Origin of the sequence: Acinetobacter sp. YH01007 (genome assembly GCF_013420425.1) — a bacterium.
GTDB classification, from domain to species: domain Bacteria; phylum Pseudomonadota; class Gammaproteobacteria; order Pseudomonadales; family Moraxellaceae; genus Acinetobacter; species Acinetobacter towneri.
The window spans coordinates 86012-112434 of sequence record NZ_VOYC01000014.1; the positions used below are offsets into that span (position 1 = coordinate 86012).

Here is a 26423-nt window from a genome sequence, read left to right on the forward strand (position 1 = left end):
TTTTCAAGTTCCATAACGCAATCTGAGAAAGTTTTAGCCACATGAGCAAGAACAAAGCGTTGCTTTGTTTGCTGCGCAAGGGGGCGAGCATATTTTTTGCTGCTATTGCGTTATGTGCCAGTCATTTAGAATGACTAAATTTCCTGTCCCATGCCTTATATCAGCTAAAAAATCTTGCGAGATATATCTCTCACGTCGCAAACATAGACGAATTGTCAACAGACCCTAGTTAGTTTGTGGTGATCTCAAGTCGCAGCGTTTTTAGTGGTACTTGAATAATTGGTCGGGTCGTGACTAGTTTGTGCTGCCAGTAGCGCGGCACTTTGTTCTTTAAATACCAAGATACGATCACGGACGCTTCGCCATTCATCACCCAAGTCTAAAACTTCAGCAATGCTAAACTCTGCACTAAGCTCAGGGATTTTACCGCGCATGCGTTCTAAACGTGCCTGATTCGGCAAGGGTAAATCGGCAATCGCATTTAAAGCCAATCGTTGTGCAGCACGGTTGTTGCAGACCAATCCCATGTCACAGCCTGCAAGCAAAGCGGCATGAATACGTGCATCGGCATCGCCTGCTACACAAGCCGCCTGCATGCTTAAATCATCCGAAAAGAGTACACCATCATAGTCCAAGTCTTTGCGAAGCACTTGCTGTAACCAAAACTCAGAAAAACCTGCAGGGTTCGGATCGACCTGATCATAAATGACATGCGCAGGCATGAGCGCATCCAGTTGATTTTGCAGTTGGATAAAGGTTTGCATATCCTGTTGTTGAATTTCGGCAAAAGAACGTGAATCTATCGCGGCAGCAACGTGAGAGTCTGCTTTAACCGATCCATGTCCAGGAAAGTGTTTGCCTGTGGTTGCCATTCCTGCACGATGCATTCCACGTAAAAAAGCATCTGCCAAAGCAATAATATCGACAGGACGCGCAGCAAAAGCACGATCTCCAATGACATCACTGATGTCATTTAAATCTAAAACGGGTGCAAAACTAAAATCAATGCCTACGGCTAATACTTCGGTGGCCATCAACCAGCCACATTCTTCGGCTAAATCTAAGGCACGTTCAGGTTCGTTTTGGTATAACTCGCCAAATCTACCCATAGCAGGCAATAGGGTAAAACCTTGTTTTAAGCGTTGTACGCGTCCGCCTTCCTGATCGACTGCAATTAAAATATCAGGGCGTACCTGACGCATGTGGTCGGTCAAGGCGCGTACTTGCGCAGGAGATTGGATATTTCGGGCAAATAAAATGACTCCACCGACTTGCGGAGCGCTTAATAGTTCAATATCTTCTTGAGTAAGTTCTGTGCCAGCGATGTCGAGCATCAATGCGCCAATCATATTGGGTGTCCGTATTCGATTTTTATCAATAAAAAAACAATACCTGAATTCTGCAATGATTTGCTACATTTTGACAGCACAGATTATGATAAAACTACACGACAGACCCAAATTAAGTTGTATAAGATTTTGAATCTGCTCAATTCATTGTGAAAAGCAGAGATTGGTCAAAAACCAAGGACGTAAATATTTTTATGAAACTTCAAACCATCGCTTGTGCGGTTGCAATAGCAACTGGCGGTTTTTTCTTTTCTCACGCCATTAACGAGGCAATTGCAGCCAATAATACCGCTGTCGTTGCTAACAGTATTGTGCCGACGCAGGAACAAGCTTTGGTTTCGCGTCAATTGGCGACCTTGGTCGATCGTCAGCATTATTTAAATCAGCGTTTAGATGCTGCGACGTCGCAGCGCATTTTTGATTTTTATATCGACAGTTTAGACCCTGACCACACTTTGTTTTTGGCTAAAGAAGTTGAGCAATACCGCAAACAATATGCAGCAACATTTGGCGCTTCATTAAAAGCAGGCAATTTGGCTGGACCGTATCAAATTCATGCACAGTATCGTGAACGCTTAAAACAGTTTTATCATTTCATGTTGGCAGAGCTGAAAAAACCACAAAATTTAAAACAGCCAAATGTCACGATTGAAACAGATCGGGAAAAAGCACCGTTCTTTAATACTGAAGCAGAAATGCGTAAGCATTGGCAAAAAATGCTGGTGTCGCAGCTCATTAACCTGACCATTAGCAAAGAAGAAGAATTGGCAAAACAAAAAGCCATTAAAGATAACCCTGAATTGACCAATGGTCAGGATTTGGCAAGTCCAGAAGATTTGACTCCAGTGCAGACTTTAACTAAGCGCTATACTCGTCAGTTAGAGCGCATGGATCGTTTAAAGAGCGATGATGTGCTGGATAAAACTTTGAATGCGATGATGCTGACTTATGATCCGCACAGCAATTATTTCCCACCTGTTGATGCGATGGAGCTGAATCGTCAAACGACTTTGCAGCTTGAAGGGATTGGGGTGTCGATTCGTCCTGAACGGGGCAATGAAGACTACACTAAAATTGAAACCATTGTTGAAGGTGGCCCTGCCAGTAAAACAGGGCAGGTGAAATCGGGTGACCGCATTATTGGTGTGGCGCAAGATGGCGAAAAAATGGTGGATGTTGTGGGTTGGCCGAGTAATGAAATTGTTGGGCTGATTCGTGGTAAACGTGGCACCAAAGTCACTGTGCGTTTGTTGGGTGCGGGTGCGGCGATGAATCAGGCGCGTAATGTGACCATTGTGCGTGATGTGATTCAGGAAGAAGATGCGGGAGTTCGCTCACGAACGATTGACATCAAACGTGATGGTCAAACTTATACCTATGGTGTGATTGAAATTCCATCCTTTTATTTGAATTACCGTGCACGTCGTGCAGGCAATGAATATCGCTCGGTGTCGGAGGATACCAACAATGCCCTGAAAAGTTTGGCGGCCAAAAATGTCGCAGGGATTATTGTCGATTTGCGTAACAACCCTGGCGGTTCACTAGAAGAAGTGGCACGTATGCTTGGGCAAGTAATCAAATCAGGCCCTGTAGTGCAAATTCGTGATGGCAATGGCAACGTGAGCGTATTTGAAGATGACGATGGCGGTGCACAGACTTATGCAGGCCCATTGGCAGTGATGATTAACCTTGCTTCTGCTTCGGCCAGTGAAATTTACTCTGCTGCAATTCAGGACTATCAGCGCGGGATTGTGATTGGTAGCACCACCACAGGTAAAGGTACAGCGCAGGTACAACTCGACACCTTAGCCTATGGGCAGGCGACCTTAACTCAACGTAAGTTCTACCGTATTACAGGTGGAAGTACCCAAAACAAAGGTGTGATTCCTGACATTAAACTGGTGGATATTTACAATGAGGAGTTTGGTGAACGCAAAGCGAAAAATGCTTTGAAGTGGGATACTATTCCAACTGCACCATTTAAGCGTGAAGGTTCAGTACAGCCGTACATCACCAAGCTAGGGCAATTGTCACAGCAACGTGTCACGCTTGATCCGCAATTTCAATATTTGGAACAACGTAAGCAAATTGCCAAACAAACTGAAGATCGCAAAAGCATTGTGTTAGATATTGAACAACGCAGAGCAGAGTTGTTAGCTTTGGAGCAACAAACGCTGACTGCGGAAAACAAACGCCGTCAGGAAACAGGTTTGAAACCATTTGCTAATTGGGAAAGCTATCAGGCATCTATTGATGCTTTGGCAGAAGCGCGTGCCAAAATGAAAGCGGCACAACGCCCTGCTTTACCTGAGGAAGAAGCTTTTGTGATTGAAGCAGCGCAGGTGTTGCAAGACTATGCCATGTTACAAAAAGGTGTTTCTGAGCCGAATCAACCTTAAAACAATGTTAGAATCTTAATCAAATAGAACCAGCAGCGAAAAGTTGCTGGTTTTTTTCATCCTAAAGCGAAAAGTAAAGTGACAAGATGCATATAGCTTTGAGTCAGACAGCTATTTTTAGCAGTTTTGAATTGCCATTATTTCATGATGACATATTATATATTTGACTATTGACCAAAGCGGAATAGTATTAGACTCTTAAGTCAATGCAGTCTTTGCTAGATCAATCCGTCGTTCAGGTTGCTTTTTAGTTATTATTTATAAGAGAGTGTGAGATTGAGTAGCCGAAAAACAATAAAATATGACAGAGATGGATACATCTAATGATGCATGTACATTATGATCTGAGCTTGGTAATTGGCTCGGTAGCAATCTCAGTATTGGCCTGCTATTTTGCAGTGTCTGTTGGGCAAATGCTTTTTCAAAATGTACAACAACAACTAAAAAAAATTGCATTAATCATGAGTGGTTTGCTGCTGGGTGCGGCAGTGTGGAGTATGCATTTTGTGGGCATGTTGGCCTGCCAGTTACCTGCACCGTATCAATTTGATCTTAGCTTTACGACCCTATCTTTTGTTATTGCATTTATCGCCTCTACGTTTGCGGTTTGGCTGACCACGCAATCGACCTTGCCTGTGGCGCGTTTGATCCTGAGCGGCATTTTAATGGGGTTGGGTATTTCAGGCATGCACTATACGGGCATGATGGGAATTCAGGTAGAAGGCTACCGTAGTTATTATGATCCTACCATTGTTTTGCTGTCTGTATTAGTGGCCATTGGCGGAGCAATACTTACCTTTTGGTTTATGTTTCATTCCAAGTGCAGAATGGGGCGTCAGGCACAATATAAAATTTTCATTGCGGTGCTCATGAGTCTGAGCATTGTTGCCATGCACTATATAGGCATGGAAGCACTGCATTTTTACTCTACAGCAGATTTGCCTCAATCAGGGCACTTCCAGATCGGGCAAGGGCCAGCTCTGTTGGTGGTTATTTTAGTGACCAGTCTGATTTTTGCTGCTGCGGTGGGCGTATCTCTGCTGGAGCTGCGCTTAGAAGAAAAAAGCAGACAATTGTCTTTAGCCAACCGTGAATTGGCCAATCAGGCAGTCAAAGATAACCTGACCAAATTGCCCAACCGTTTATATTTAGCTGAATATGCACAATTGCTTTTTTCTGAGCATCGGCAAAAAAACACTAAAATTGCATTTTTGTATATCGACTTAGACCGCTTTAAAGCGGTGAATGACGTATTTGGGCATCATGTTGGCGATCAATTGCTGATTCAGTTGTCTAAACGTGTGCAATCCCACTTGGGCGAAAATACCCAGTTATTAAGAATTGGTGGCGATGAATTTCTTTTGGTGATTGAACATACCGATATCGCAGAAGCCACGCTCATTTCTGAAAAAATATTAGAACTGATTCAGCAAAGTTTCTTAATTGCAGGCAAGGTCATTAATATTTCAGGCAGTATTGGCATTGCGATGTATCCAGAGCATGGCACCAATTTGCAAGATATTTTAATGAATGCTGATGCGGCGATGCTGACCTCTAAATATCAGGGGCGTAACACCAGTTCGGTATTTAATTATGATCTGGAGTTACTTGAGGCCAAAAGCCAAAGTAAGTTGATTAATGATTTATATAAAGCGGTTGAACAACAACAATTTGCGTTGTTCTATCAGCCAAAGTTTAAAGCCGCTGACCATAAAATTTGTGGCGTAGAAGCTTTAATTCGTTGGTATCACCCCGTACATGGTTTACTTACCCCAAATATGTTTATTAAAGGGGCTGAAAAGACGGGGTTGATTATTCAAATTGGCTATTGGACGCTAGAAGAAGCCTTTAAACAAATTCAAATTTGGGAAAGATCGGGTGCACCGTTATTTCCTGTGGCTGTGAATTTATCGGCAGTGCAGTTTGAACATAAACACTTATTTTCGACGTTAGAAAACTTGTTTAAACGCTATGAGATTCAACCCCATCACCTGATGATTGAAGTGACTGAAAGTACAGCAATGCATCATATTGAATCGAGTATTCGTAGTTTTGAGCGTTTGCGTCAAATGGGGATTCAATTGGCGATTGATGATTTTGGTACAGGACATTCGAGTTTCTTGTATTTGAAAAAATTGCCAGTCGATGAGTTGAAAATTGACCGTGCTTTTATTTTAGATTTGTGTTTGGACAGCAAAGAAGAATTAATTTTAGAAAGTATTATTCAGTTAGCCATTAAACTGGGTTTAACTGTGACCGCTGAAGGGGTGGAAACGCCATTGCAAGCTGAGATTTTAACCCGTTTAGGCTGTCAGCAATTACAGGGCTACTTATTAGGCTTACCAATGGATGTTGAGCGTTTAGAAGAGCTGTTTAAACATTCGGCTTAAGCTAGCGATCATGCTACCGCTCAAGATAGCGTACAAGTGAGCGACCAAGTCCAGCGTTTAATTTCAGTGATGAAACAAGATGAATATAGTTTGGCTGAGTTGATGCAGTTGTTAGGTTTAACTCATAGCGCAACATTCCAAAAGAACGATATGAATCCTGCCATAGAAGTAGGTTTGATTGAACGTACGATTCCAGAAAAACCGAAAAGCCAAAAGCAAAAGTATAGATTGAAAAAATAACTATATTCTCAGTTGTGGATAAATTAGAACATATCAACAATCAATAAAATTTGATTCAAATCTGCTACAATTACGCCAATTTTTCATATTGATCATTTTGATCTTATACACTGCGGTTCTGCAGTAGGTGTCTTGCATGAGTTTTAAAGATGAGTTAGCGGCGCAGGTCGCACAGCGACGTACTTTCGCGATTATTTCCCACCCCGATGCTGGTAAAACCACCATGACAGAAAAACTGCTGTTATGGGGACAAGCCATTCAAGTTGCAGGGATGGTAAAAAGCCGTAAGTCAGATCGTGGCGCAACATCTGACTGGATGGAAATGGAAAAAGAACGTGGTATTTCCATTACAACTTCGGTGATGCAATTCCCGTATAAAGACAAAATGATTAACCTGCTCGATACCCCAGGGCACGAAGATTTCTCTGAAGATACTTACCGCACTCTAACTGCGGTGGACTCTGCACTGATGGTGATTGATGGTGCGAAAGGTGTCGAAGACCGTACCATTAAATTAATGGATGTGTGTCGTATGCGTGACACACCCATCATTTCATTCGTCAACAAAATGGACCGCGAAATTCGTGAACCATTAGAGTTGTTGGATGAAATTGAAAATGTCCTCAAAATTAAGTGTGTGCCAATCACTTGGCCAATGGGTACAGGGCGTGATTTCGCAGGGGTGTTTAACCTCATCGAAGAAAAGTTTTATGTGTACAAATCAGGTTTTGGTTCAACCATTCCTGAAATTGAAGTACGTGATGGCTATAACCATGCAGACCTACGTGAAAAAGTAGGTGAATTGGCATGGGCGGCATTTGAAGAATCACTTGAGTTGGTACAAATGGCGAATGAGCCTTTAGACCGTGAAGAGTTTTTAGCGGGTCGTCAAACACCAGTGCTATTTGGTACTGCTTTGGGTAACTTCGGTGTAGATCATGTATTGAATGCATTCAGTGAATATGCGCCGCCGCCAAAAGCACATCCAACGCAAGACCGTATTGTAGAAGCCAATGAAGAAGGCTTTAGTGGTTTTGTTTTTAAAATTCAGGCCAATATGGATCCGAAGCACCGTGACCGTATTGCTTTCATGCGAATCTGTTCAGGCAAGTATGAAAAAGGCTTAAAAATGAAGCATGTGCGTATTGATAAAGATGTACGTATCAGCGATGCCTTGACCTTCTTGGCAGGTGACCGTCAGCACCTCGAAGAAGCTTGGCCGGGCGACATTATTGGTCTACATAACCACGGGACGATTCAAATTGGCGATACCTTCACTTCGGGTGAAAAGTTGCAATTTACAGGGATTCCGCACTTCGCACCTGAAATGTTCCGTCGTGTACGCTTGAAAGACCCATTGAAGTCCAAACAGCTGCAAAAAGGCCTTAAAGAGCTTTCAGAAGAAGGTGCAACGCAAGTCTTTATGCCACAAAACAGCAATGATTTAATCGTAGGTGCTGTTGGTGTGCTACAGTTTGAAGTCGTCGCCTATCGCCTGAAAGAAGAATACAAAGTCGATTGTATTTACGAGCCTGTCAGCATCAACACGGTACGCTGGGTGTCTTGTGCCGATGAGAAAAAGTTTAACGAATTTAAGAAAAAAGCCCACGATCAGTTGTCTGTCGATGGTGGTGGTCACTTAACTTATCTCGCGCCAAGTCGTGTGAATTTACAGTTAATGCAAGAGCGTTACCCTGACATTGAGTTTAGAAATACACGCGAGCACTAAGCCTCAGGTTGATGATGCTTAATCTGGCAGATGCAATCAGCGTAGCGCAGATGAATGTTCGGCATGCCTAAAAGTTTCAAAATTAAAACAGCTTCTTTAGGAAGCTGTTTTATTATGGGGGCGGTAAAAGATTAAAGATTATTTTTGATAAATGAATTGGGGAAATCATGCAGCAAAAATCGGTTTATCTGGGTGCAATTTTGAGCGGGATGGTTTTGCTTAGCGCCTGTGACTCATCTAAACAAGATCAAAACTCAGATGAGCAAACGTCTATTTTTCAGAAAGATCAAGCGGATGTTTTACCGTATTTGAATATCAAGCAACAGGCGGCAGAAATTGCCTTGCCATTTTGTGAAAATAAAAACTGCATTGAATTAGAAGTACAAACTTTAAATACCCAAGATACATGGCTCAACAGTTGGATTGCAAAAAATCAGGCCATGGTGATTCAAGACCAAATTGGCTTAAAACAAAACATGAATTTGCAGCAAGCCGTAGATGCCTATGTGAAAAAATCCGATGCTTGGCAGGCACAATTAGATCAAAATAAAGCTTATGAATTGGCGATGTACACCCGTATGGCATATCAACGCAATCAATATGTTTTGTTGCAAGTCGGGGTAGATAGCAAACAGGAAGGCACGCAAGTCAAGGAACGCTATTATTTCTTTGTGGCAGATCGGAAGCAGCAAAAAGCCTTGTCTGTTTTAGATGTGATTGATGCCAAACAACAAACCCGTATGAATACTTTTGTACAGCAGGCCTATCAGGATTGGCTCAAAACACAAAGCAGTGACGTGCAAAAAGCAGCACCTGCCAAATTATACTGGGGGCAGGCAGATTGGTTTTTTGATGATCAGGGCTTAGGATTGCATTATCGCACCCATGAAATTGTCAAAGATGGCACGCAGTTAGATATTTACCTAAGCAAAGCACAAACACAACAAGTTTTAAAAGCAGACATCTATCCATCTATGTTTTAGTAGGTGAGTACGGTGACAAGCAAAAATAGATGAAATCAAGGTTGGATCCATGTTGAAAAATAAAAGTATTTTGGCCATCAGTATTTTAATTACAACGCTAGGGATTACTGCATGTCAGCCAAAGAAAACCGAACCAGAAACAGTCGAGCCAGAGCAGACGCAGGCGGAACAACAAAGCTTAAAACTGGTCGGGGATACTGAAAAACTGAATTTGTCGTTGCCTAAATGTGAAGGGAATAACTGCCCTGAAATTTCAATTGAGCGTTTGAATAGTAATCAGGCCTTTATCGACCATTTTATTGATCAGAAAATTATTCAAGAATTGGCACAAATTTTAGAAATTGCACCACAGCAGGCGGCTTCTGAGGCTATAGCAGTTGAGAATGCAGCCAGTGAAAATACAGCAGCCAGTGCTGCAGATGCACCTGCCAGCAACCCCACTGCAGCAGCCATTGCACAAGTGGAAACTTTGGCGCAAAAATTAGAAAAACAAACTGTGCCTTATGTGCAAAGCTTTTTGGTACTTGATCAGGAACTGAAAGCTTTAAGCTCAAATCATAAAATCAGTTTGATGATTAAGCCTAAAATTTTGAATGCAGATCAGCCTTTGGCAACCGTGGTACTGAATAGCAGTAGTTATTTGGGAGGAGCGCATGGTGCATCGGCACAGCAATACTATAATTTTGATTTAGAACAGAAAAAATTAGTATTGTTAAATGACATTCTGTTAGAGAAGCAGCGTCCACAATTGGAGCGCAAAGCCTACGAAGCGTTTAAACAATGGGTCATCGCATCTGAACTTTCCACCAATGTGCAAGAATATGAACAAGCGTGGAAATTTAAGCTGTCGGAAAATTACTATTTAGGTCAACAGGGTTTAATTCTGCAATACGCAGAATATGAAATAGGCCCTTATGTCGTTGGTTTACCGCGTTTAACCATTCCGTATGCAGAACTGCAGGGGATTTTAAAAGCTGCGTATTTGCCTGTAACAGAAGCAGCCTCTGAAGCAACCGCAAAATCTGCCGAAGCCAGTGCAGTAAACACAACCAAAGCGAAATCTTAATATGAGCATTGCGCTGTTTGATACGCATACCCATTTTGATGTACCTGATTTTGACTCAGATCGGGAGCAATTGGCGTATGCGGCCAAGGCAGCAGGCGTAGAACATTTGGTACTGATTGGCTTTGTACAATCACGTTTTCAAGATTTAATCTCTACACAACAGTTTTTAAACCAACTTGAGCATGTGCCACAAAGTCATCTTGCACCAGGCTTGCATCCTTTTTATATCGAACAACATCAAGACCAACATTTACAAGATTTAGAACAGTTTTTGCAACAACAGCATTGTGTCGCGGTGGGTGAAATTGGCTTAGACACTTTTTTGGTTGAACATAAACAGCCTGAAGCGTTTCAAAAGCAGCAAGATTTTTTTGCCGCGCAATTGGAAATCGCACGCCATCGACAAAAACCTGTACTGCTACATATTCGTAAGGCTCATGCCGAAACCTTAAAAATACTCAAACAGCAACAATTTCAGTTTGGTGGCATTGCACATGCTTTTAGCGGTGGGGTAGAAGAAGCCAAAGCACTGATCAAATTGGGCTTTAAAATTGGTGTGACAGGGCAGATTACCAATCCCAATGCAAAAAAACTGCGCCGTGTTGTGCAGGAAATTGGTGCTGAACATTTGGTTTTGGAAACCGACTGCCCCGATATGACGCCTTTATGTTGTCAGACAGATACTCAATCACGAACCCGAAATACCCCTGCGAACCTGATTTATGTGCTTGAAGGTTTAGCGGATTGTTTAGATATTGCACCGCAAACTTTAGCCGCACAGCTTTGGCAGAATAGTGTTCAAGTATTAGACCTGCCTAAACTTTAGATGAAACAACACGAAGTCTGCGAAACGCAGTAAAATGCCCACACTTTGAAATTAAATTTGATTGCAGCATGACAGATCTTCTTCAAGATGATGAATATGAACGCCGTTTTGCAGGTGTGGCCAAAATTTATGGCGACAGTGCTTTTCAGCATTATGCCCAAAGTCATGTCATGGTGATAGGAATTGGCGGTGTCGGCTCTTGGGCGGTTGAGGCGTTGGCACGTACGGGTATCGGCGAGCTGACATTGGTGGATATGGATGTGGTCGCAGCATCTAACATTAACCGTCAATTGCCTGCCATGAGCTCAACCTTGGGGCATGAAAAAATTAATGTCATGGCAGAGCGTTGCCGTTCTATTAATCCACGTATCAAAATTAATTTGGTCGATGATTACCTCAGTCCAGATAACGTCAAAGCGTTATTGGCGACTGCACCTGATTTGATTTTAGATTGCATTGATGACGTAAAAGCTAAACTAGCGTTGATGCTGCATTGTCGTTTTAACAAGATTCCACTGATTGTTTCGGGTGGTGCAGGTGGCAAACTTGATCCGTTGAAAATTCGAGTGGCAGATTTATCTAAAACCGAACAAGACCCAATGTTGGCCAAATTGCGCGCCCAATTACGCAGCAAAGGTATTTGTAAAAAGCCAAAAGAAAAGTTTGGGATTACCTGTGTGTATTCCATCGACAATCCATTTTCTAGTGCCGATGTATGCCCAAGCGCAGGCTTGCGCTGTGGCGGCTATGGTTCGGCGGTGGTGGTCACGTCCAGTTTTGCGATGGTAGCTGTGGCAGAAGTGTTGAAAAAGTTAGATGCCTTACAGGCTAAAAATACATAAATCAAAGCCATGCGAGGCATGGCTTATAAAAAAGTTCTTTGATTTTGCACATCGCCAATGACTTTATTCAGTAGGTCGTTGTAGCTGCTGCTCTTTTGAATAGTCTTCCGTACGCTGCATTGCTGCTTGAATATTGACCAATGCTTGCTCTACATCTGCAAATGTTTTGGCATTGCCGCCACTTAGTGCCTGACGCCATTTACGTGCACCTGGCAGGTTTTGGAATAAACCTAAAATATGGCGGGTAATGACAGAAAGTGGTGCACCTTGTTGTAGACGTTGTTCAATATACGGCAACATGCGCTGCATAATTTCAAAACGGTCAGGTAATTCTAGCCCCCATAATTGCCCAAGCTCTGCCAGTAAATAAGGGTTGTGATAGGCTTCACGACCAATCATCACCCCATCGACATGCTTGAGGTGTTGTTGGGTTTCGGCAAACGTTTTAATTCCACCATTAATTTCAATTAACAATTCGGGGCGGTCTTGTTTTAGGCGATACACATCCTCATAACGCAGAGGCGGAACTTCGCGGTTTTCTTTAGGCGATAAACCTTGTAATAAGGCAATTCGGGCATGCACGATAAAGTTATTGCAACCTGTTTGAGCCACAGTATCCACAAAATACAGCATCTCTGCATAAGAGTGCATGTCATCAATCCCGATGCGATGTTTTACGGTCACAGGAATATCAACCGATTGACGCATGGCGGCAATACACTCTGCAACCAAGTCTGGTTCTGCCATTAAACACGCACCAATTTTATTGTTTTGTACTCGATCACTTGGGCAGCCAACATTCAGGTTGATTTCATCATAACCCCAGTCTTGTGCCATTTTACTGCAGGTCGCAAGGTCTTTCGGATTTGAACCGCCCAACTGCAAGACAATAGGATGTTCTTCTTTGCTGTAATCTAAATGGCGCTTGGCATCACCAAATAAAATTGCGCCAGTGGTTACCATTTCAGTATACAGAATGATATTGGGGTTAAATAAACGTGCAAAAAAACGGTAATCGCGGGTAGTCCAATCCATCATCGGGGCAACCGAAATGCGAGGTTGTAAAGTTTGGATGGCACGTGTCATAACCCACCTGAATTGAAAAACAAAAGCACAAGACCGCGCATTATACGGGGTTTAAGTGAAAATCGACAGTATCCCCAACCCACATCCATTGGCATTAACTTTGCTTTGTTCGCTATGAACAAAGCAGCGCAACCGTAGATGCTAAAGCGGAACTGCTCAGTATTTGTATGCGTAGCCGTTTTTTAGTATGTTGAAAAGATAGGATAACGCAGCATAAGAGGGAAAATAAAATGTTGGTATTAGAAGAAATTTATCGAACTAAGAAAAATGAATTTTCAACGGCATTTAATTTACGCATGCAGCGCAGTTTAAGTTGGTGGAAAAAAGCCATTGAGTTTCATGATGATGTCGATATGCAATTTATGACAGCATGGGTGGCGTTGAGTGCCTTGTATGCGCAAGGTCAAACGGCAGAGCATACACAACAGACCTTGCAGCAATTTGTGCAGCGTATGTATCAAAAAGATGTCGATCAGCGCATGGCGAGAATTATTTGGGAAAAATATCCACAAAGTTTAGAGGTGTTGCTGACCAACCCTTATTTGTATCAAAGTTTTTGGGATTGGCGTAATCAAAAAATGACTGAAGCTGAATGGCGTGCAGATTATGAAGCAGAGAAACAGCAGATTATGCAGGCATTGCACATCCATGATTCAGCTACAATTTTGGCATGTTTGTTTAAGCGCTTATTGACGTTACAGCAGCAACTTTTACAAGGTGGTGCAACTTATAACAGTGCAATCAACCGCAAACAACTCAGCCATGCCAATACTTTACTGTGTGCGTTGATGCCGTGTTTTATCCAAATCTTATTGGAAAATTTAGAAAATGTGGAATTGAGTCAGCCATTTTACCCTGTGATGCAAATGTCTTAAGCGACTTGCTTGATTGTAATCGCAGCGTTTAAGGCATGGCGGTGTGTTGACGTTGATGCTGCCAGTCGAGTAGGGCAAAGCTCATTGCGGCGGTAACAAAACACAAACCAACTAGGCAACTCCATAACCATCCACCGTGTTGCCATGCATAGATTCCCAAGGCAGAACCACAAGCACCGCCAGTAAAATAACTGGTCATATAAATTGAGTTAATCCGCGATTTGGCATCGGGGCGTAAGCGAAAAATTACATTTTGGTTGCTGCTGTGTACGGTGGCAAGCCCAAGGTTAATTAAGCCAAAACCAAGAATATAGCTCCATAAGCTAAATTGTCCGTTGTATAGAAAGACCCAACTGATTGCCAATAGCGCCAAACCACCCCACGTCAGCGCTGTAACATAGCCACGATCTGCAATTTTCCCCACGTGTTTGGTCGAAAGAGCACCGAATACACCCACCATTGCCACAATGCCCACCATAAAGTCAGCTAAGCCAAAACTGGATTTGAGTAATACTGCAATGGTGGAAAACAACACGCTCATCGCTGCAAAAGCAAACGCACCGAGCAAGGCACGATAGACCAAACGACGTTCTTCTAAAATGAGTTTGCCCATAGACTGAAACACGGCCAAATAGCTGAGTTTGCTGGTTGAGATAAAGGGTAAGCGTGCTTTGAGTACCGCGGCAATGCAAAGCATCAGCACACCGCTAATCAGGTAAATCACTTTCCAATGGAATAAGTTGGACAGCAAACCTGCCAAACTGGTCGAAAGTAAAATACCGACCAATAAACCACTCATCAATAAACCGACCACTTCACCCATTTTTTCAGGTTTTACGGTCATGGTGGCAAAGGGAATTAAGACTTGTGCTGCAACTGAAAACAGCCCTGTGATAATCGTGCCAATCCATAGCATGCTTAAATTGCTGGAAAAGGCACATAAAAATAAGCCAATCGAGGCCAAAAACATCAATAAGGGAATGAATTTGGTTTTATTGACAATATCGCCCATGGGCACAATGAATAATAAACCCAGAGCATAAGACACTTGTGCAAAAGTCACTGTCAATGCCACTTGGGATTGCGGAATTTGGAAAGATTGATGAATCGAGTAAATCAGCGGTTGGCAATAATAATTCGCCCCCGCGCATAGACCACAGGCGATCGCCATCAACCAGAGCAGGGTTTTATCTTGGCTGATGTCGGGTGCAGTGTTCATAATTATCCTAAGGTCAATGGTAAAACGGGGTTGCAGTAGCTCAAAGATTGAATCCAATATTCAACTTCATTAGTGGCAGGATGTCGCCTTTAACTTAATGAGAGAACTTGTTTTTGGACAAGGTGATCATCATCACGCCTACAATATTGAGCATGCAGCCGAACCATTGTATGCCATTTAGATGTTCACCTAAAAATGCTGTGGCCAATAGAATCGTCAAGATGGGGCCAATTGAAGCAATCATGGCCGATTGTGCCGCACCTAAACGGGCGATACTGTGCGCCATGAGTAAGGTGGGCAAGACTGTGACAAATATCCCTAAAGCTATGCCATAGCCCAGCACTTCTACAGGCAGTTGTTGCACCAGTCCCAGTGGATTCGGTGTGACCAAACTGTAATGCGTAAGCGTACCGATGCAGGCAATACTTAAAGCCAGACCTGTAAAATTCCATGAACCAAAATGCTGAATCAGGCTTTTGGTCAGCAATAAATAGCCTGCAAAACACACTGCACTGGCGAACACCAAACTACTGCCTAACCAAAAATACGTGTCATGTGGGGTATTGCTCTGTTCCTGTAACATCACAATCACTGTTCCGCCATAACTCAGAGCAATTGCAAACAGACTCAGCCAGCTCAGTTTCTGCCGATACATTACGCTCGAAGCCAGAACGGTGAGCGTTGGATATAAAAACAGAATAATGCGTTCTAATGAAGCGCTAATGAACATCAGCCCTAAAAAATCCAGCCAGCTAGAAAAATAATAGCCCATCAGACCTGCAAATATTATTAGCAGCCAATTGCGTGTAGAGATGTTGCGACTGTGATGGCGATTGAGCCAACAAATCAGCAAGAAGAAAGGCAGGGCACTTGCCATGCGCAAAGCCATGAGTACGGTTGCATCGACCAACGGTGAAAGTGCATAAGCCTGTTTAATAAAAATGGCTTTGGTACTAAACAAAAAGGCTGCAAATAAGGCAAAGATGGAGCCCCATTGTGTGGCGTTAAGTCTGATCATGAAAAATGCTGTCGAGCAAGGTGGATGCAAGAGAAGTGACACATGCCGCGCACACAAATGCAAGTTGCATGATAGATAAAGGCAGATGCGACTGCATGGATCAAGCTGTGTGTGCTGTATTTGAGCAAGCATAGCCGATTTTATGCAGATGGTCTGCTTGAGATGGCATAAATTTTGTGAAAAGTAGAGTAAATGGGATTTGCACGATAATGGTGCAAATTAGTTGAAAATATTGCAAAACAGAGAAAATCCATCATCAGACAAAATGACGCACAAAAAAAATGAAAAAATAGCAGCACTTAACTTAGACCTGAGTTGAATAAATTCAAGCTTCTTTTAAAAGTTTTACTGTTTCAAATATTCGGTTTTACTCATAAGGCAAAGGTAGGTTTTTCTAAGGTTTTCAGATGCGCAAAACACTTCTAAATTGAACCATGTTGTGCGGTGTAAAAATTGTCAAAAAAGTCAATTTGGTGTTTAAGTTTTTGCTTTTAGCGCTTAAATGTATAGATATGCAATCTTTTAGCGCTAAGTCGGATTTTCCCAATTAAGTGAAATGCGTGTCAGAATGATCAATGCTTAATTCATTTAAATGTGGTCAACTGCAAGCTCAAAGCATCGCTTTTTTTCTTTTAGACACTTCAAATCGAAGTTTTGCTGAATAATTATACTTATATTCAATAAGCAAAACTTATCAATTATATCTCGCAACAATATTTTTATGAATCATCAGTTCAAAATATAGGTATTTATTAAATAAATATTGGGTGGTAATTTAAAAATGTTGCATTAGAATCCAAAAATTCAACAAAACTTATCCTGAGGGGAAAGCATCGTTATCCACGATGTTGACTTAAGAAAAACTAGCTTGAGGAACGCTCATGCAGATCGGAATTCCAACCGAAACTGTTGTCGGTGAAAATCGTGTCGCTGCGACGCCAGAAACAGTAAAGAAGTTGATTAGCGCGGGTCATAGCGTAGTCATTGAACGTGGTGCAGGCGTAAAAGCCGCTTATATCGACAGCGCTTATGAACAAGTAGGCGCGACCATGACAGATGATGCTTATCGCGGTAGCCAAATGATTTTGAAAGTTCGTGCCCCAAAGGGTGAAGAAATTCAAAAACTTGCACCGAACAGCACTGTGGTGGCGATGTTTGATCCTTACCGCAATACTGAATTAGACCAATTTGCTGCGGCTCAGGTGTCTGCATTTGCTTTAGAGCTTTTGCCACGTACCTTGTCGCGTGCGCAAAATATGGACGTGTTGTCATCACAAGCCAACTTGGCAGGTTATAAATCTGTGTTGTTGGCTGCAGCAGAATATCAACGCATGTTCCCAATGTTAATGACGGCAGCGGGTACTGTAAAACCTGCGCGTGTTGTGATCATGGGTGTGGGTGTTGCTGGTTTGCAAGCCATTGCAACAGCGAAGCGTTTAGGTGCTGTAGTCGAAGCAACTGACTTGCGTCCAACGGCAAAAGATCAGGTGGAATCTTTGGGTGGTAAGTGGTTAGACGTACCAATGTCTGAAGAAGAACAACAAAAAGCTGCCGATGCTGCCAAAAATGGTTATGGCTGGATGCCTGGTGAACAATACATTAAAGACCAAGCAGTGATTGTCGATAAAGCCGTTTCTAATGCGGATATCGTGATTACCACTGCGTTATTGCCGGGTCGTGATGCACCGCGTTTAATCAAAGCGGAAACTGTGGCAAAAATGAAGCCGGGTTCTGTGATTTTAGATATGGCAGTCGAAACGGGCGGTAACGTCGAAGGTTCACAATGCGGTGAAACTGTAGTGACTGCCAATGGTGTGAAAATTTTGGGTATTCCAAACATTCCATCGACTGTATCGACAGAAGCATCTGCACTATATGCGCGTAATGTGTTGAATTTTGTTGAAACATTATTTGATAACGACAAGAACTTCGCATTGAATCCTGAAGAAGAAATTCAGAAAGCGTTGCTGGTCACTCATAACGGTCAAGTGCTGTTAAAGCGTGGTTAAGGAGAATTCTCATGGTTGAAACAATTACGATTTTTGTCCTTGCCATCTTCGTAGGTTACTACGTGGTGTGGGGGGTAACACCTGCGTTACATACGCCATTAATGGCAGTAACCAATGCACTTTCTTCAATCATTATTGTCGGTGCGATGATTCAAACTGTTGGTCTACCAATCATGGGTGTAGAAGGCAGTGTCGATTTCCAAACCATTAATGTGGTGAGTGTACTGGGTGCGATTGCTGTGTTCTTGGCAAGCATCAATATTTTCGGTGGTTTTGCAGTGACTGCACGTATGCTGGAAATGTTCAAACCAAAAGCAAAGAAAAAAGAGGGCTAATGCATGGAATTTATTCGTGAATATGCAGACTGGTTCTATTTAATCGGGGCTGTGCTCTTTATCTTAACTTTACGTGGTTTGTCTGGGCCTAAAACTGCGATTGCGGGCAACCGTTACGGCATGATCGCAATGGCGATTGCAGTCTTGACTACATTCTTTGTGGCAGACAATCCAGTTGTGTGGATGATTCTGGCAGCTATGGCAGCAGGTGCGGTGGTGGGTATTGCCCGCGCACGTACGGTGCCAATGACTCAAATGCCTGAAACTGTAGCGTTAATGCACTCTTTAGTCGGTTTGGCTGCAGTTTTAATTGCGATTGCTGCGATTATTCATAACAACAAGTTAATCGAACTTGGTCCAGACTTGTTGGCTGCAAATGGCATTACTTTCCATGAAATGAGCAAAGTTCATTTATTTGAATTGTTTGTGGGCTGTTTCGTGGGGGCGATTACCTTTACTGCATCTGTTTTTGCATACGGTAAATTGGCGGCGAAGAAATGGGCAAAAACTATTTCGGGTGCATGGGTAAAACCTGTTCAGGCGTTAATTTTCCTTGCTATGCTCGGTTTTGGGATTCACTTCTTCCTGAGCGGCAACATGACTTCATTCTGGGCAATGACAGGTTTAGCATTGGCATTCGGTTGGGTATGGATTGCACCAGTGGGTGGTGGTGACATGCCAGTTGTGGTGTCATTGTTGAACTCGTTCTCAGGTTGGGCGGCAGCAGGTATTGGTTTCACACTTGAAAACAACATGCTGATTGTTGCAGGCTCATTGGTCGGTTCTTCAGGTGCGATTCTGTCTTACATCATGTGTAAAGCCATGAACCGTTCAATCATCAACGTATTGTTTGGTGGTGCGATGGGCGGTGCAGCAGCACCAACGGCAGCAGCGGGTGCGCAAGTGCAACGTAACTACCGTTCAGGTTCTGCTGATGATGCTGGCTTCTTGATGTCAAATGCAGACAGCGTAGTAATTGTACCGGGCTATGGTATGGCGCAAGGTCGTGCACAGAATGCGGTCAAAGAATTGGCCAACTTGTTAAAAGAGCAAGGTGTAACTGTTCGTTTTGCGATTCACCCAGTGGCAGGTCGTATGCCGGGTCACATGAACGTATTACTTGCAGAAGCAGACGTACCGTATGAAGACATCTTAGAAATGGACGAAATCAACTCAGATTTCCCTGCAACAGATGTGGTGTTGGTGATTGGTGCAAATGACGTAGTTAACCCTGCGGCAAAAGACGATCCAAACTCGCCAATTTACGGCATGCCAATTCTTGAAGCGCATAAAGCACGTACCATTATGGTCATCAAGCGCTCAATGGCAACAGGTTATGCGGGTCTAGACAACGACTTGTTCTATAACGACAAGACCATGATGATCTTTGGTGATGCCAAGAAAGTTGTGGAAGATATGACTAAATCAATCAACGGTACAGGTCACTAAGACACTGTTTCCAGATATGAAACCGCCTTCGGGCGGTTTTTTTTATGGCTGATGTAAAGTGGTTAATTGAGATCAGGCAGATTGAGTTTGGGCGAGTTTTATAGGATTGGTTTGAAGCAATGTATTGGGTAGGGGATGATATAAACCAATATTTGGTGGGTAGATTAATGCGATATAAAAATGATTAGGGATATGAGCTTCAAAAGATCTGCATTAAAAAAGCGACTTATTTGAAAGTCGCTTATTGTGTATCTTTAAGGCTGCTCAAGTGAGCTGTTGTATTAAGCAACAGACTCAGGCGTAGTGCGCCATAAGCTTTCTAGGTCGTAGAATTTACGTGCTGTTGGTAGCATTATGTGAACCACTACCATACCAAGATCGACCAAGATCCATTCTGCATCACGTTCACCTTCAATACCAATTGGGCGGAAGCCTGCTTTGCGCGCTTCTTCGGCAACATTGTCGGCAAGAGATTTTACGTGGCGAGTTGATGTACCGCTAGCAATCACAATGGCATCTGAAACATTGCTGATGCTGCTGACATCAAGTTCAACAATTTCTTTGGCTTTTACATCAAGGAGAGCTTCATGTACAACTTTAAGACAAGTTTGTACGTCATGCTTTTGGGTATTCATTGCAAGATCGTGAGAATTAGAAGCGCCGGGCGATGGTTCTAAATTCATGGGGTGTATAATTTCCTAAAATTATTCATCGTCTAATATAGCTGTTTTAGCCTGAAATTTCAAATCGGTTTAATTTTAACCACTTTGATTTGAGGGAAAGTATTTGTCTTTCCATGCAAATGATTGATTTGACGCCAGACTTGGGCGGTATTCTGCAGCGATATAGCCTGAATAAGCACTGTGCTGTAACCATTTGAAAATAGTAGTATAGTCTAGCTCGCCTGAATCGGGTTCATGGCGTCCTGGATTGTCGGCAAACTGGATATGACCAATATCCTGAATGTTTTCTTGCAATGCGCTCAGCACATCTTCACCCATCATCGCCATGTGATAACAGTCATATTGCATTTTAAGAGCAGGATGTTTGACTGCTTCTAGCATCTCTTGAGCTTGCGCAATATTTTGTACCAAAAAGCGTGGCATGTCGGTGCCATTAATCATTTCAAATACAGGCTGAATATGATGTTGGGTGAGCATCGAGCAGGCCAGTTTTAGATTTTCTGCCAGCGTGTTTAAGCAAGGTAGTAGATCGGCATCGACAGGTTGTTTACCTGCCAAAATATTGACGCTAGGGACATTTAACGCCGTGGCATAACGGATGGCTAACTCTAGGGCGTGATGAAATTCAATCTCTTTCCCCGGTACGCCCGCCAAACCATTGCCGCCTTGCATGAGGTCGCCCGCAGGGACATTAATTAAACACAGGCTGAGTTGGTGGAGTGTGAGTTGGGTTTGAATCTGCTCAATACTCAGTTCATAGGGAAACTGAATTTCAACATGCTGAAAACCATGTTCGCGTGCAAGGGCAAAGCGTTCAATTAAAGGCACTTCGGTAAAAATCATCGACAGATTAACCGCCAGTTTAGACATGCAGATGCTCCTTGCAGGCAAAGGGTGGATCAGGAATCAAGCCGATTAGGCTTCGACTTGATGGATAATGGTGGCTAAATCTGCTTCTGCAAAACCTTTGGCTTGATGAGCTTGCAGTTGTGAAAGGGCTTTTTCTGCCATAGGAATCTGTAACTGAAATTGTGCTGCCAGTTGTAAGGCATTGTTTAAATCTTTAGATAGGGTTTGGACTTTCCATTGCACAGGTTCAAAACTGTGAGTCGCCATGCGTGGAGTTAAAATCTGAAACGGTTTCGAGTCGGCAAAACCACCGGCCAAAGCAGGTGCAAGTAAACGGGTGTCTACGCCTGCCTGTCCTGCTAAGGCAACAGCTTCGGCAATTAGGGTGCTGTTGGCAGCAACAATCAGTTGGTTGCAGATTTTAGTGGCTTGTCCTGTGCCTGTTTCGCCCATACGGGTCACACGTTGTGACAGCACATCATAAATCGGGCTTAATTTTTCGATGGTGTTTGCATCACCCCCTGCAAAAATCACCAAACTACCTTGTTCGGCTCCCGCAGTGCCTCCCGATACAGGTGAGTCAATCCATGTGACCTGTTTGAGGTTGGCTTGCTGCGCTAGCTTTTGGGTTTGATCTACAGACAAACTGGAAAAATCGACAATGACTTGTTGAGCAGTCAAAAAAGGCTCAATTTGATCTAATACAGCTTGGACGGCATTATCATCGGCAAGGCAACTCAAGATCACTGGATATTGTCCGATCTCGCTCAATTGCAGCGGTTTTGCCCCCAGACTGAGCACAGATTCGCAAGCCGCAGGGCTACGATTCCACACCGCGACCTCAAAACCTGCCTGAACTAAGCGGGTTGCCATGCGCGTCCCCATAAGTCCCATACCTAAAAAAGCGATTTTTGTGTCACGATCAAAATGCATAGCGCTGATTCTCCATTTTTGCCTACAGTACAAGTCTGGCTTGAAATGTCAATTTAGCCTTTGGTCAAAGTCTGTTGTGTTTGAACTGAATCAAAACTGACGCGGTGCAAAGGTCACTTCAGGGTTCTTGTCCTTTTTACGTGCCAGTTGGCTATTTTTACCCAGCAATAATTTTAATTGCCAAATTTTTTCTAAACGTAAAGATTTATTTGGCGCATGTTCCATAGCATCCAGCACTTGTTTGGCTGCAGCCAATGCATCTGGGGAGCGTTGTGCAATTTCTTCAGCAAGGGCTTGTGCTTTTTGTAAGGGGGTTGCATCTAAATGCGTGACCAAACCAATTTCTTTGGCATAGTTGGCATCAAAAATACGCGCAGTTAAAGTCAGCTCTTTGGCAAGGTCTAGACCGATTAAACCTTTTAAAGAACGGCTTAGCCCCATATCAGGCACTAAGCCCCAACGGCTTTCCATAATCGACATTTGTGTGTCAGGATGCGCGATACGAATATCTGCGGCCAAGGCCAATTGCATCCCTGCACCAAAACAATAGCCTTCAATTGCAGCAATTACAGGTACAGGCAATTGTTGCCAAACGAGAAATGCTTTTTGAAACAGGCTTTGCCCTGGCTTAATTAACTCCCAAGCCGCAAATGCACGGTTTTGTGGATTGTTGAGGTCGGCCAAGTCAATGCCTGCACTAAATACCTTTGCTTCGCCTGTTAAAATTACACAACGTAAGCTGCGGTCTTTTTTAAGTTTTTCGGCAGTCCGCACCAATTCTTTGAGTAGGGCAAAACTCATGGCATTGCGTTTGTCTGGGCGGTTCAGGGAAACTGTGGCGATGCCATTATTTTTTTCGATACGAAGTAAGGTCATGATGTGAGCTCTTGTTTTTACTGGGCAAAGCATAACATGGGCAGCAGTGCGATAAATGACAGCAGAGTCACGGCAAAGCCTTGCGACCTTGCCTTTGATTACGTGACTTTTTTTTGTGAATAGTGCTGGGTGAGTCGTGCTTACAAACTGTATCTTCTCGTTGAGGCGTTCGCGGTGAATGTCACTTTGATGTTGGCTAACTCACCGCATTGTGTTTGGTAAAAATGTGTTCTGCCGCATGTTCAACTTGCTGTATACAGGTTTGTAATTCCTGATAACGGTTTAAGACCTCTTGCACAAACAGATCATCGGCTTTACGACGTTCTTTACGTAAGGTCGAAACAAACTGTTCAAATGAGCCTGTTACTTCTTGCAGGTTCGGTGTGCCAACATAGCGGGTCGCACCATACAGACGATGCAACACATGCTCGAGTTGTGGGAAATCTTCCAGTTCAATCAGCTGTTCAATTTCATGTAATTCTGTGGCAAAGCTATCCACTAGCATTTTCAGTAAATCCACTGCAAGGTCTTCTTTGTTGGCTGCCAGCATTAGGCTTTGTTGCCAATCCAACACCTGTGGATCTAGCGCTTCAATCACAATGGCTTTATCGACTGCAGGTGGCTTATTAAAACTTTGCGTGGTCCAATGGGTTAAAATTTGGATGATTTGTTCAATCTGAATCGGTTTGGTGACATAGTCATCCATACCGACTTTGAGTAATTTTTGCTTTTCATCGGCAAGAGCATGCGCGGTGAGGGCAATAATAGGTAAGCGTTTGTGATTTTCCAAAGTCGATTCTAAAGAACGAATCGCACGGGTGGTATCTACCCCCGACATCACAGGCATTTGAATATCCATAAAGATCAGGTCAAATGGTTGCTGTCCCTGCTCAATGCGTTGCTGCAAAATCCCCAAAGCTTCCTGACCACTTTGCGCTTTGGTGGTGGTCACATTCAGTTCGCCCAACAAGGCTTCGAGTACAATCAGGTTTGGTAGATGGTCATCCACCGCTAAAACGTGCAGGCCTTTACCATCAAATGATGCAGACTCCTGTTCATCAAAACTGTTTTCATTGTTGAGTAAGTCAATTAAGGCTGAACGACTGAGCGGTTGATACAAAGCGCGCGCACGATATTCATTTAACAGACTTGGGTCTAGCGCCATTTGATAGCCATACACTGCCAAGTTACCTTGATAACGGGTACGAATTTCTTTTAATAAAGCTTCGGTGTCGCCACTATGATCAACAATCAACCAAGTATTGTCTTGCAGGTCGGATACATCTTTTAAGCGGCTAAATAAATCTAAAATTGAAGCGGCTTCAATATGTCGCACCGCATAATTTTCAAGATAATGACGCAAGACATTCGCTGTGGCAGGGTGCGCCAAATACGACACCACCTGAATCTCTTTAAAGTTTGGATGCTGCTGTGCATGCGCTTCATCTACCGCAAACATGGCAGTAAACCAGAAGGTCGAGCCTTTTTCGGTTGGGGCGCGTTCCTGATTGTCTTCAAAGCCAATTTGACCTTGCATCAAATGCACCAACTGTTTGGAAATGGCCAAACCTAAACCTGTACCACCAAATTGACGCGTGACCGAAGTATCACCTTGAGAGAAAGACTCAAACAATTTTTTACGGTCTGTACCGCTTAAGCCAATGCCACTGTCTTGGACGCTAAAGTGAATTAAGCATTGTCCAATATCGTCATGTTCTACCCGCGCCCGTACAATAATTTCACCATCGGGGGTGAATTTAATCGCATTGGAAATTAAATTGGTTAAAATTTGCTTGAAACGTAAAGCATCGCCCAGCACATATTGCGGCACGTTATCGGCAAAATAAAAGGCCATGTTGATGTGTTTTTGCGCAGCCAAAGGCGAGAGCATATCCATCACATCAAAAATGGCTTCTTCTAAATCAAAGGGTGCGGTATCCAGTTCCAGTTTGCCTGCATCAATTTTAGAAAAATCCAATACGTCATTAATGAGTGCTAAAAGATGCGCCGATGATTTACGAATGGTCTGTAAATATAAATTCTGTTCATTGCTAAGATTTTCCTGACGCAATAACAGGTGAATAAAGCCATCAATACTGTTCAATGGTGTTCTGAGTTCGTGACTGATGTTGGCTAAAAATACCGATTTAGACTGGTTGGCAGAAATCGCTTGGTCACGTGCCTGACGATAAGTGATGTTTTGCACTTCCAAAGTATCGAGGGTGCGGCGCAAGTCATCTTCGGTTTGTTCGGTATGTTCTTTGAGTTCTAAAAAGCTGAAATGCAGGCGTTTTACCACATTGGCAATATCCCGCTGCAGTAAGCGTAATTCGCCAGTACTGTTAATGACCATGTGTTGATCGAGCGTATCGGCATTCAGGCGTTGTAGCTGCATGCGAATTTCATACATGGGTGCAATCCAGCGTCGTGAATAGAAATTCAGACACAGCAATAACAACAACAGGGTCAGCAAGCCTGTGGCAATTAATACAATCATGACCCGATAACGGGCAATTTGTAATGGCTGATTGTCCAGTTCAATCAGCAACCATGCAGGACGGTTGATGTCTTGCTGAATTTGCATGCCATACACATGATTATTTTTATACAGAATTGGGCCAAAAAAATCGGCATTTTTAGGGAATTTGGGCCATTCGGCTTGGTCTTGAAAGCCCATGCTTAAACGGCGTGTACCAGAAGCATCAATCAGTGCAGTACGAATCAAGTGCTTTTCGTTCATCATGTTTTGCATAAAAGTACGTGCTTCTTCGTACTTCCACGGAAAGCTAGCCAGTTGATGCAAAGCTGCTTCAGATGGCAACTCAAAACGGGTCAAAATCGCAATTGCCATTTGTCGCTGCTGTGCTTTTGCGGCATTCGAGGTTTCAGATAAAACTAGCATCGTGCCGACGCATGCCAAAACCATAATTGGCACAAAAATAAGTGCAATCAGCTGTCCATAAGCATGATTTAAATGTAAGCGCTTAAATAACTTTTTATTGATATTTGACATGGTTAACGCAGTTTAATCCCTATGTTTGGCAGTTTAGCATGCTTTATCAAATGGAGCGTAAAACTCAGTCCTTCAGGTCAGAGATATAAGCGACACGACATGAAGTGTCGTTTGATTTAACTAAGGACTATTTTCCTTGAGTTTTGATTGTTAATATAAGTACATGAAAACCCTTAAATTACGTATAAAAGACAAACATTGCAAGGTGTTAGACCAACTAGCATCAGAAGTGAACTTCGTCTGGAATTATGTCA

20 protein-coding genes and 1 pseudogene are annotated in these 26423 nt (G+C 43.0%); 12 read left to right on the top strand and 9 right to left on the bottom strand.

All coding sequences use genetic code 11. From position 1 onward, the window contains the following. Window positions 1–245: 245 nt before the first annotated feature. Window positions 246–1349: a beta-N-acetylhexosaminidase gene (gene nagZ / locus FTT74_RS08680; RefSeq protein WP_179988890.1), complete on the bottom strand. Its 1104-nt coding sequence runs from the start codon at window positions 1347–1349 to the stop codon at window positions 246–248. 194 nt (window positions 1350–1543) lie between these two features. On the opposite strand from nagZ, the gene FTT74_RS08685 reads away from it, so the two are divergent. The 8 genes and pseudogenes from FTT74_RS08685 (at window position 1544) to FTT74_RS08720 (ending at window position 11824) form a co-directional block, all read left to right on the top strand. Beyond that, entirely contained in the window at window positions 1544–3748 is a 2205-nt protein-coding gene (locus FTT74_RS08685) for a carboxy terminal-processing peptidase (RefSeq protein WP_096901393.1), read from the top strand. A gap of 323 nt (window positions 3749–4071) precedes the next feature. After that, window positions 4072–6138: a bifunctional diguanylate cyclase/phosphodiesterase gene (locus FTT74_RS08690; RefSeq protein WP_154320324.1), complete on the top strand. Its 2067-nt coding sequence runs from the start codon at window positions 4072–4074 to the stop codon at window positions 6136–6138. A 3-nt stretch (window positions 6139–6141) separates the two neighbouring features. After that, window positions 6142–6378: pseudogene (locus FTT74_RS08695) on the top strand (Fic family protein); the annotation flags it as partial. A 136-nt stretch (window positions 6379–6514) separates the two neighbouring features. Beyond that, the gene (locus FTT74_RS08700; RefSeq protein ID WP_004974887.1) at window positions 6515–8107 is read left to right on the top strand and encodes a peptide chain release factor 3; all 1593 of its coding nucleotides are present in this window, start codon (window positions 6515–6517) and stop codon (window positions 8105–8107) included. 167 nt (window positions 8108–8274) lie between these two features. Next, window positions 8275–9090, top strand: a complete 816-nt coding sequence (locus FTT74_RS08705) for a hypothetical protein (RefSeq protein ID WP_004974888.1) — start codon at window positions 8275–8277, stop codon at window positions 9088–9090. 49 nt (window positions 9091–9139) lie between these two features. Next, window positions 9140–10156, top strand: a complete 1017-nt coding sequence (locus FTT74_RS08710) for an RsiV family protein (RefSeq protein ID WP_096901396.1) — start codon at window positions 9140–9142, stop codon at window positions 10154–10156. Between the two features lies 1 nt (window position 10157). After that, the gene (locus FTT74_RS08715; RefSeq protein ID WP_096901397.1) at window positions 10158–10982 is read left to right on the top strand and encodes a TatD family hydrolase; all 825 of its coding nucleotides are present in this window, start codon (window positions 10158–10160) and stop codon (window positions 10980–10982) included. A gap of 68 nt (window positions 10983–11050) precedes the next feature. Further along, the gene (locus tag FTT74_RS08720; RefSeq protein WP_096901398.1) at window positions 11051–11824 is read left to right on the top strand and encodes a ThiF family adenylyltransferase; all 774 of its coding nucleotides are present in this window, start codon (window positions 11051–11053) and stop codon (window positions 11822–11824) included. Window positions 11825–11887: 63 nt separating this feature from the next. On the opposite strand, the gene dusA is transcribed toward FTT74_RS08720, so the two are convergent. Next, window positions 11888–12910 (bottom strand): tRNA dihydrouridine(20/20a) synthase DusA, encoded by a 1023-nt coding sequence (gene dusA, locus FTT74_RS08725; protein WP_179988889.1) that lies wholly within the window; start codon window positions 12908–12910, stop codon window positions 11888–11890. Window positions 12911–13140: 230 nt separating this feature from the next. Here dusA and FTT74_RS08730 point away from each other — a divergent pair, with 230 nt between their 5' ends. Beyond that, complete coding sequence (locus tag FTT74_RS08730; RefSeq protein WP_004974903.1) at window positions 13141–13785, top strand: hypothetical protein; 645 nt, start codon at window positions 13141–13143, stop codon at window positions 13783–13785. 28 nt (window positions 13786–13813) lie between these two features. On the opposite strand, the gene FTT74_RS08735 is transcribed toward FTT74_RS08730, so the two are convergent. Both FTT74_RS08735 and FTT74_RS08740 read right to left on the bottom strand, forming a co-directional pair. After that, window positions 13814–15004 (bottom strand): MFS transporter, encoded by a 1191-nt coding sequence (locus tag FTT74_RS08735; RefSeq protein ID WP_096901400.1) that lies wholly within the window; start codon window positions 15002–15004, stop codon window positions 13814–13816. Between the two features lie 94 nt (window positions 15005–15098). After that, on the bottom strand, window positions 15099–16022 hold the full coding sequence (locus FTT74_RS08740; protein WP_004974922.1) for a DMT family transporter: 924 nt from the start codon (window positions 16020–16022) through the stop codon (window positions 15099–15101). Between the two features lie 881 nt (window positions 16023–16903). On the opposite strand from FTT74_RS08740, the gene FTT74_RS08745 reads away from it, so the two are divergent. The 3 genes from FTT74_RS08745 to FTT74_RS08755 are packed head-to-tail and all read left to right on the top strand — an operon-like array spanning window position 16904 to window position 19815. Continuing rightward, window positions 16904–18031 carry a Re/Si-specific NAD(P)(+) transhydrogenase subunit alpha gene (locus FTT74_RS08745; protein WP_004974923.1) on the top strand — a complete coding sequence of 376 codons (1128 nt, stop codon included), beginning with the start codon at window positions 16904–16906 and terminating at the stop codon, window positions 18029–18031. 11 nt (window positions 18032–18042) lie between these two features. Continuing rightward, the gene (locus tag FTT74_RS08750; RefSeq protein WP_004974924.1) at window positions 18043–18366 is read left to right on the top strand and encodes a proton-translocating transhydrogenase family protein; all 324 of its coding nucleotides are present in this window, start codon (window positions 18043–18045) and stop codon (window positions 18364–18366) included. A 3-nt stretch (window positions 18367–18369) separates the two neighbouring features. Beyond that, complete coding sequence (locus tag FTT74_RS08755; RefSeq protein ID WP_004974925.1) at window positions 18370–19815, top strand: NAD(P)(+) transhydrogenase (Re/Si-specific) subunit beta; 1446 nt, start codon at window positions 18370–18372, stop codon at window positions 19813–19815. Between the two features lie 281 nt (window positions 19816–20096). On the opposite strand, the gene rsfS is transcribed toward FTT74_RS08755, so the two are convergent. The 5 genes from rsfS to FTT74_RS08780 form a co-directional block, all read right to left on the bottom strand. Then, window positions 20097–20498, bottom strand: coding sequence for a ribosome silencing factor (gene rsfS / locus FTT74_RS08760; protein WP_004974926.1), 402 nt, complete (start codon window positions 20496–20498; stop codon window positions 20097–20099). Between the two features lie 75 nt (window positions 20499–20573). Then, window positions 20574–21368: a hydroxypyruvate isomerase family protein gene (locus FTT74_RS08765; protein WP_096901402.1), complete on the bottom strand. Its 795-nt coding sequence runs from the start codon at window positions 21366–21368 to the stop codon at window positions 20574–20576. 45 nt (window positions 21369–21413) lie between these two features. Continuing rightward, a complete protein-coding gene (locus tag FTT74_RS08770) occupies window positions 21414–22280 on the bottom strand; it encodes an NAD(P)-dependent oxidoreductase (protein ID WP_179988888.1) in 867 nt (288 codons plus the stop codon). A gap of 90 nt (window positions 22281–22370) precedes the next feature. Further along, window positions 22371–23156: a crotonase/enoyl-CoA hydratase family protein gene (locus FTT74_RS08775; protein WP_004974929.1), complete on the bottom strand. Its 786-nt coding sequence runs from the start codon at window positions 23154–23156 to the stop codon at window positions 22371–22373. A gap of 196 nt (window positions 23157–23352) precedes the next feature. Continuing rightward, complete coding sequence (locus FTT74_RS08780; protein ID WP_131260559.1) at window positions 23353–26169, bottom strand: ATP-binding protein; 2817 nt, start codon at window positions 26167–26169, stop codon at window positions 23353–23355. Window positions 26170–26423: the final 254 nt, after the last annotated feature.

What these genes read in the sequence shown, in the direction of transcription:
- FTT74_RS08780 (WP_131260559.1), bottom strand. Translation starts at nt 26,169, where the DNA reads ATGTCAAATATCAATAAAAAGTTATTTAAGCGCTTACATTTAAATCAT.
- FTT74_RS08705 (WP_004974888.1), top strand. Translation starts at nt 8,275, where the DNA reads ATGCAGCAAAAATCGGTTTATCTGGGTGCAATTTTGAGCGGGATGGTT.
- FTT74_RS08745 (WP_004974923.1), top strand. Translation starts at nt 16,904, where the DNA reads ATGCAGATCGGAATTCCAACCGAAACTGTTGTCGGTGAAAATCGTGTC.
- FTT74_RS08775 (WP_004974929.1), bottom strand. Translation starts at nt 23,156, where the DNA reads ATGACCTTACTTCGTATCGAAAAAAATAATGGCATCGCCACAGTTTCC.
- FTT74_RS08685 (WP_096901393.1), top strand. Translation starts at nt 1,544, where the DNA reads ATGAAACTTCAAACCATCGCTTGTGCGGTTGCAATAGCAACTGGCGGT.
- FTT74_RS08750 (WP_004974924.1), top strand. Translation starts at nt 18,043, where the DNA reads ATGGTTGAAACAATTACGATTTTTGTCCTTGCCATCTTCGTAGGTTAC.
- nagZ (WP_179988890.1), bottom strand. Translation starts at nt 1,349, where the DNA reads ATGATTGGCGCATTGATGCTCGACATCGCTGGCACAGAACTTACTCAA.
- FTT74_RS08730 (WP_004974903.1), top strand. Translation starts at nt 13,141, where the DNA reads ATGTTGGTATTAGAAGAAATTTATCGAACTAAGAAAAATGAATTTTCA.
- FTT74_RS08735 (WP_096901400.1), bottom strand. Translation starts at nt 15,004, where the DNA reads ATGAACACTGCACCCGACATCAGCCAAGATAAAACCCTGCTCTGGTTG.
- FTT74_RS08700 (WP_004974887.1), top strand. Translation starts at nt 6,515, where the DNA reads ATGAGTTTTAAAGATGAGTTAGCGGCGCAGGTCGCACAGCGACGTACT.
- dusA (WP_179988889.1), bottom strand. Translation starts at nt 12,910, where the DNA reads ATGACACGTGCCATCCAAACTTTACAACCTCGCATTTCGGTTGCCCCG.
- FTT74_RS08770 (WP_179988888.1), bottom strand. Translation starts at nt 22,280, where the DNA reads ATGCATTTTGATCGTGACACAAAAATCGCTTTTTTAGGTATGGGACTT.
- FTT74_RS08740 (WP_004974922.1), bottom strand. Translation starts at nt 16,022, where the DNA reads ATGATCAGACTTAACGCCACACAATGGGGCTCCATCTTTGCCTTATTT.
- FTT74_RS08755 (WP_004974925.1), top strand. Translation starts at nt 18,370, where the DNA reads ATGGAATTTATTCGTGAATATGCAGACTGGTTCTATTTAATCGGGGCT.
- rsfS (WP_004974926.1), bottom strand. Translation starts at nt 20,498, where the DNA reads ATGAATTTAGAACCATCGCCCGGCGCTTCTAATTCTCACGATCTTGCA.
- FTT74_RS08690 (WP_154320324.1), top strand. Translation starts at nt 4,072, where the DNA reads ATGATGCATGTACATTATGATCTGAGCTTGGTAATTGGCTCGGTAGCA.
- FTT74_RS08715 (WP_096901397.1), top strand. Translation starts at nt 10,158, where the DNA reads ATGAGCATTGCGCTGTTTGATACGCATACCCATTTTGATGTACCTGAT.
- FTT74_RS08765 (WP_096901402.1), bottom strand. Translation starts at nt 21,368, where the DNA reads ATGTCTAAACTGGCGGTTAATCTGTCGATGATTTTTACCGAAGTGCCT.
- FTT74_RS08710 (WP_096901396.1), top strand. Translation starts at nt 9,140, where the DNA reads ATGTTGAAAAATAAAAGTATTTTGGCCATCAGTATTTTAATTACAACG.
- FTT74_RS08720 (WP_096901398.1), top strand. Translation starts at nt 11,051, where the DNA reads ATGACAGATCTTCTTCAAGATGATGAATATGAACGCCGTTTTGCAGGT.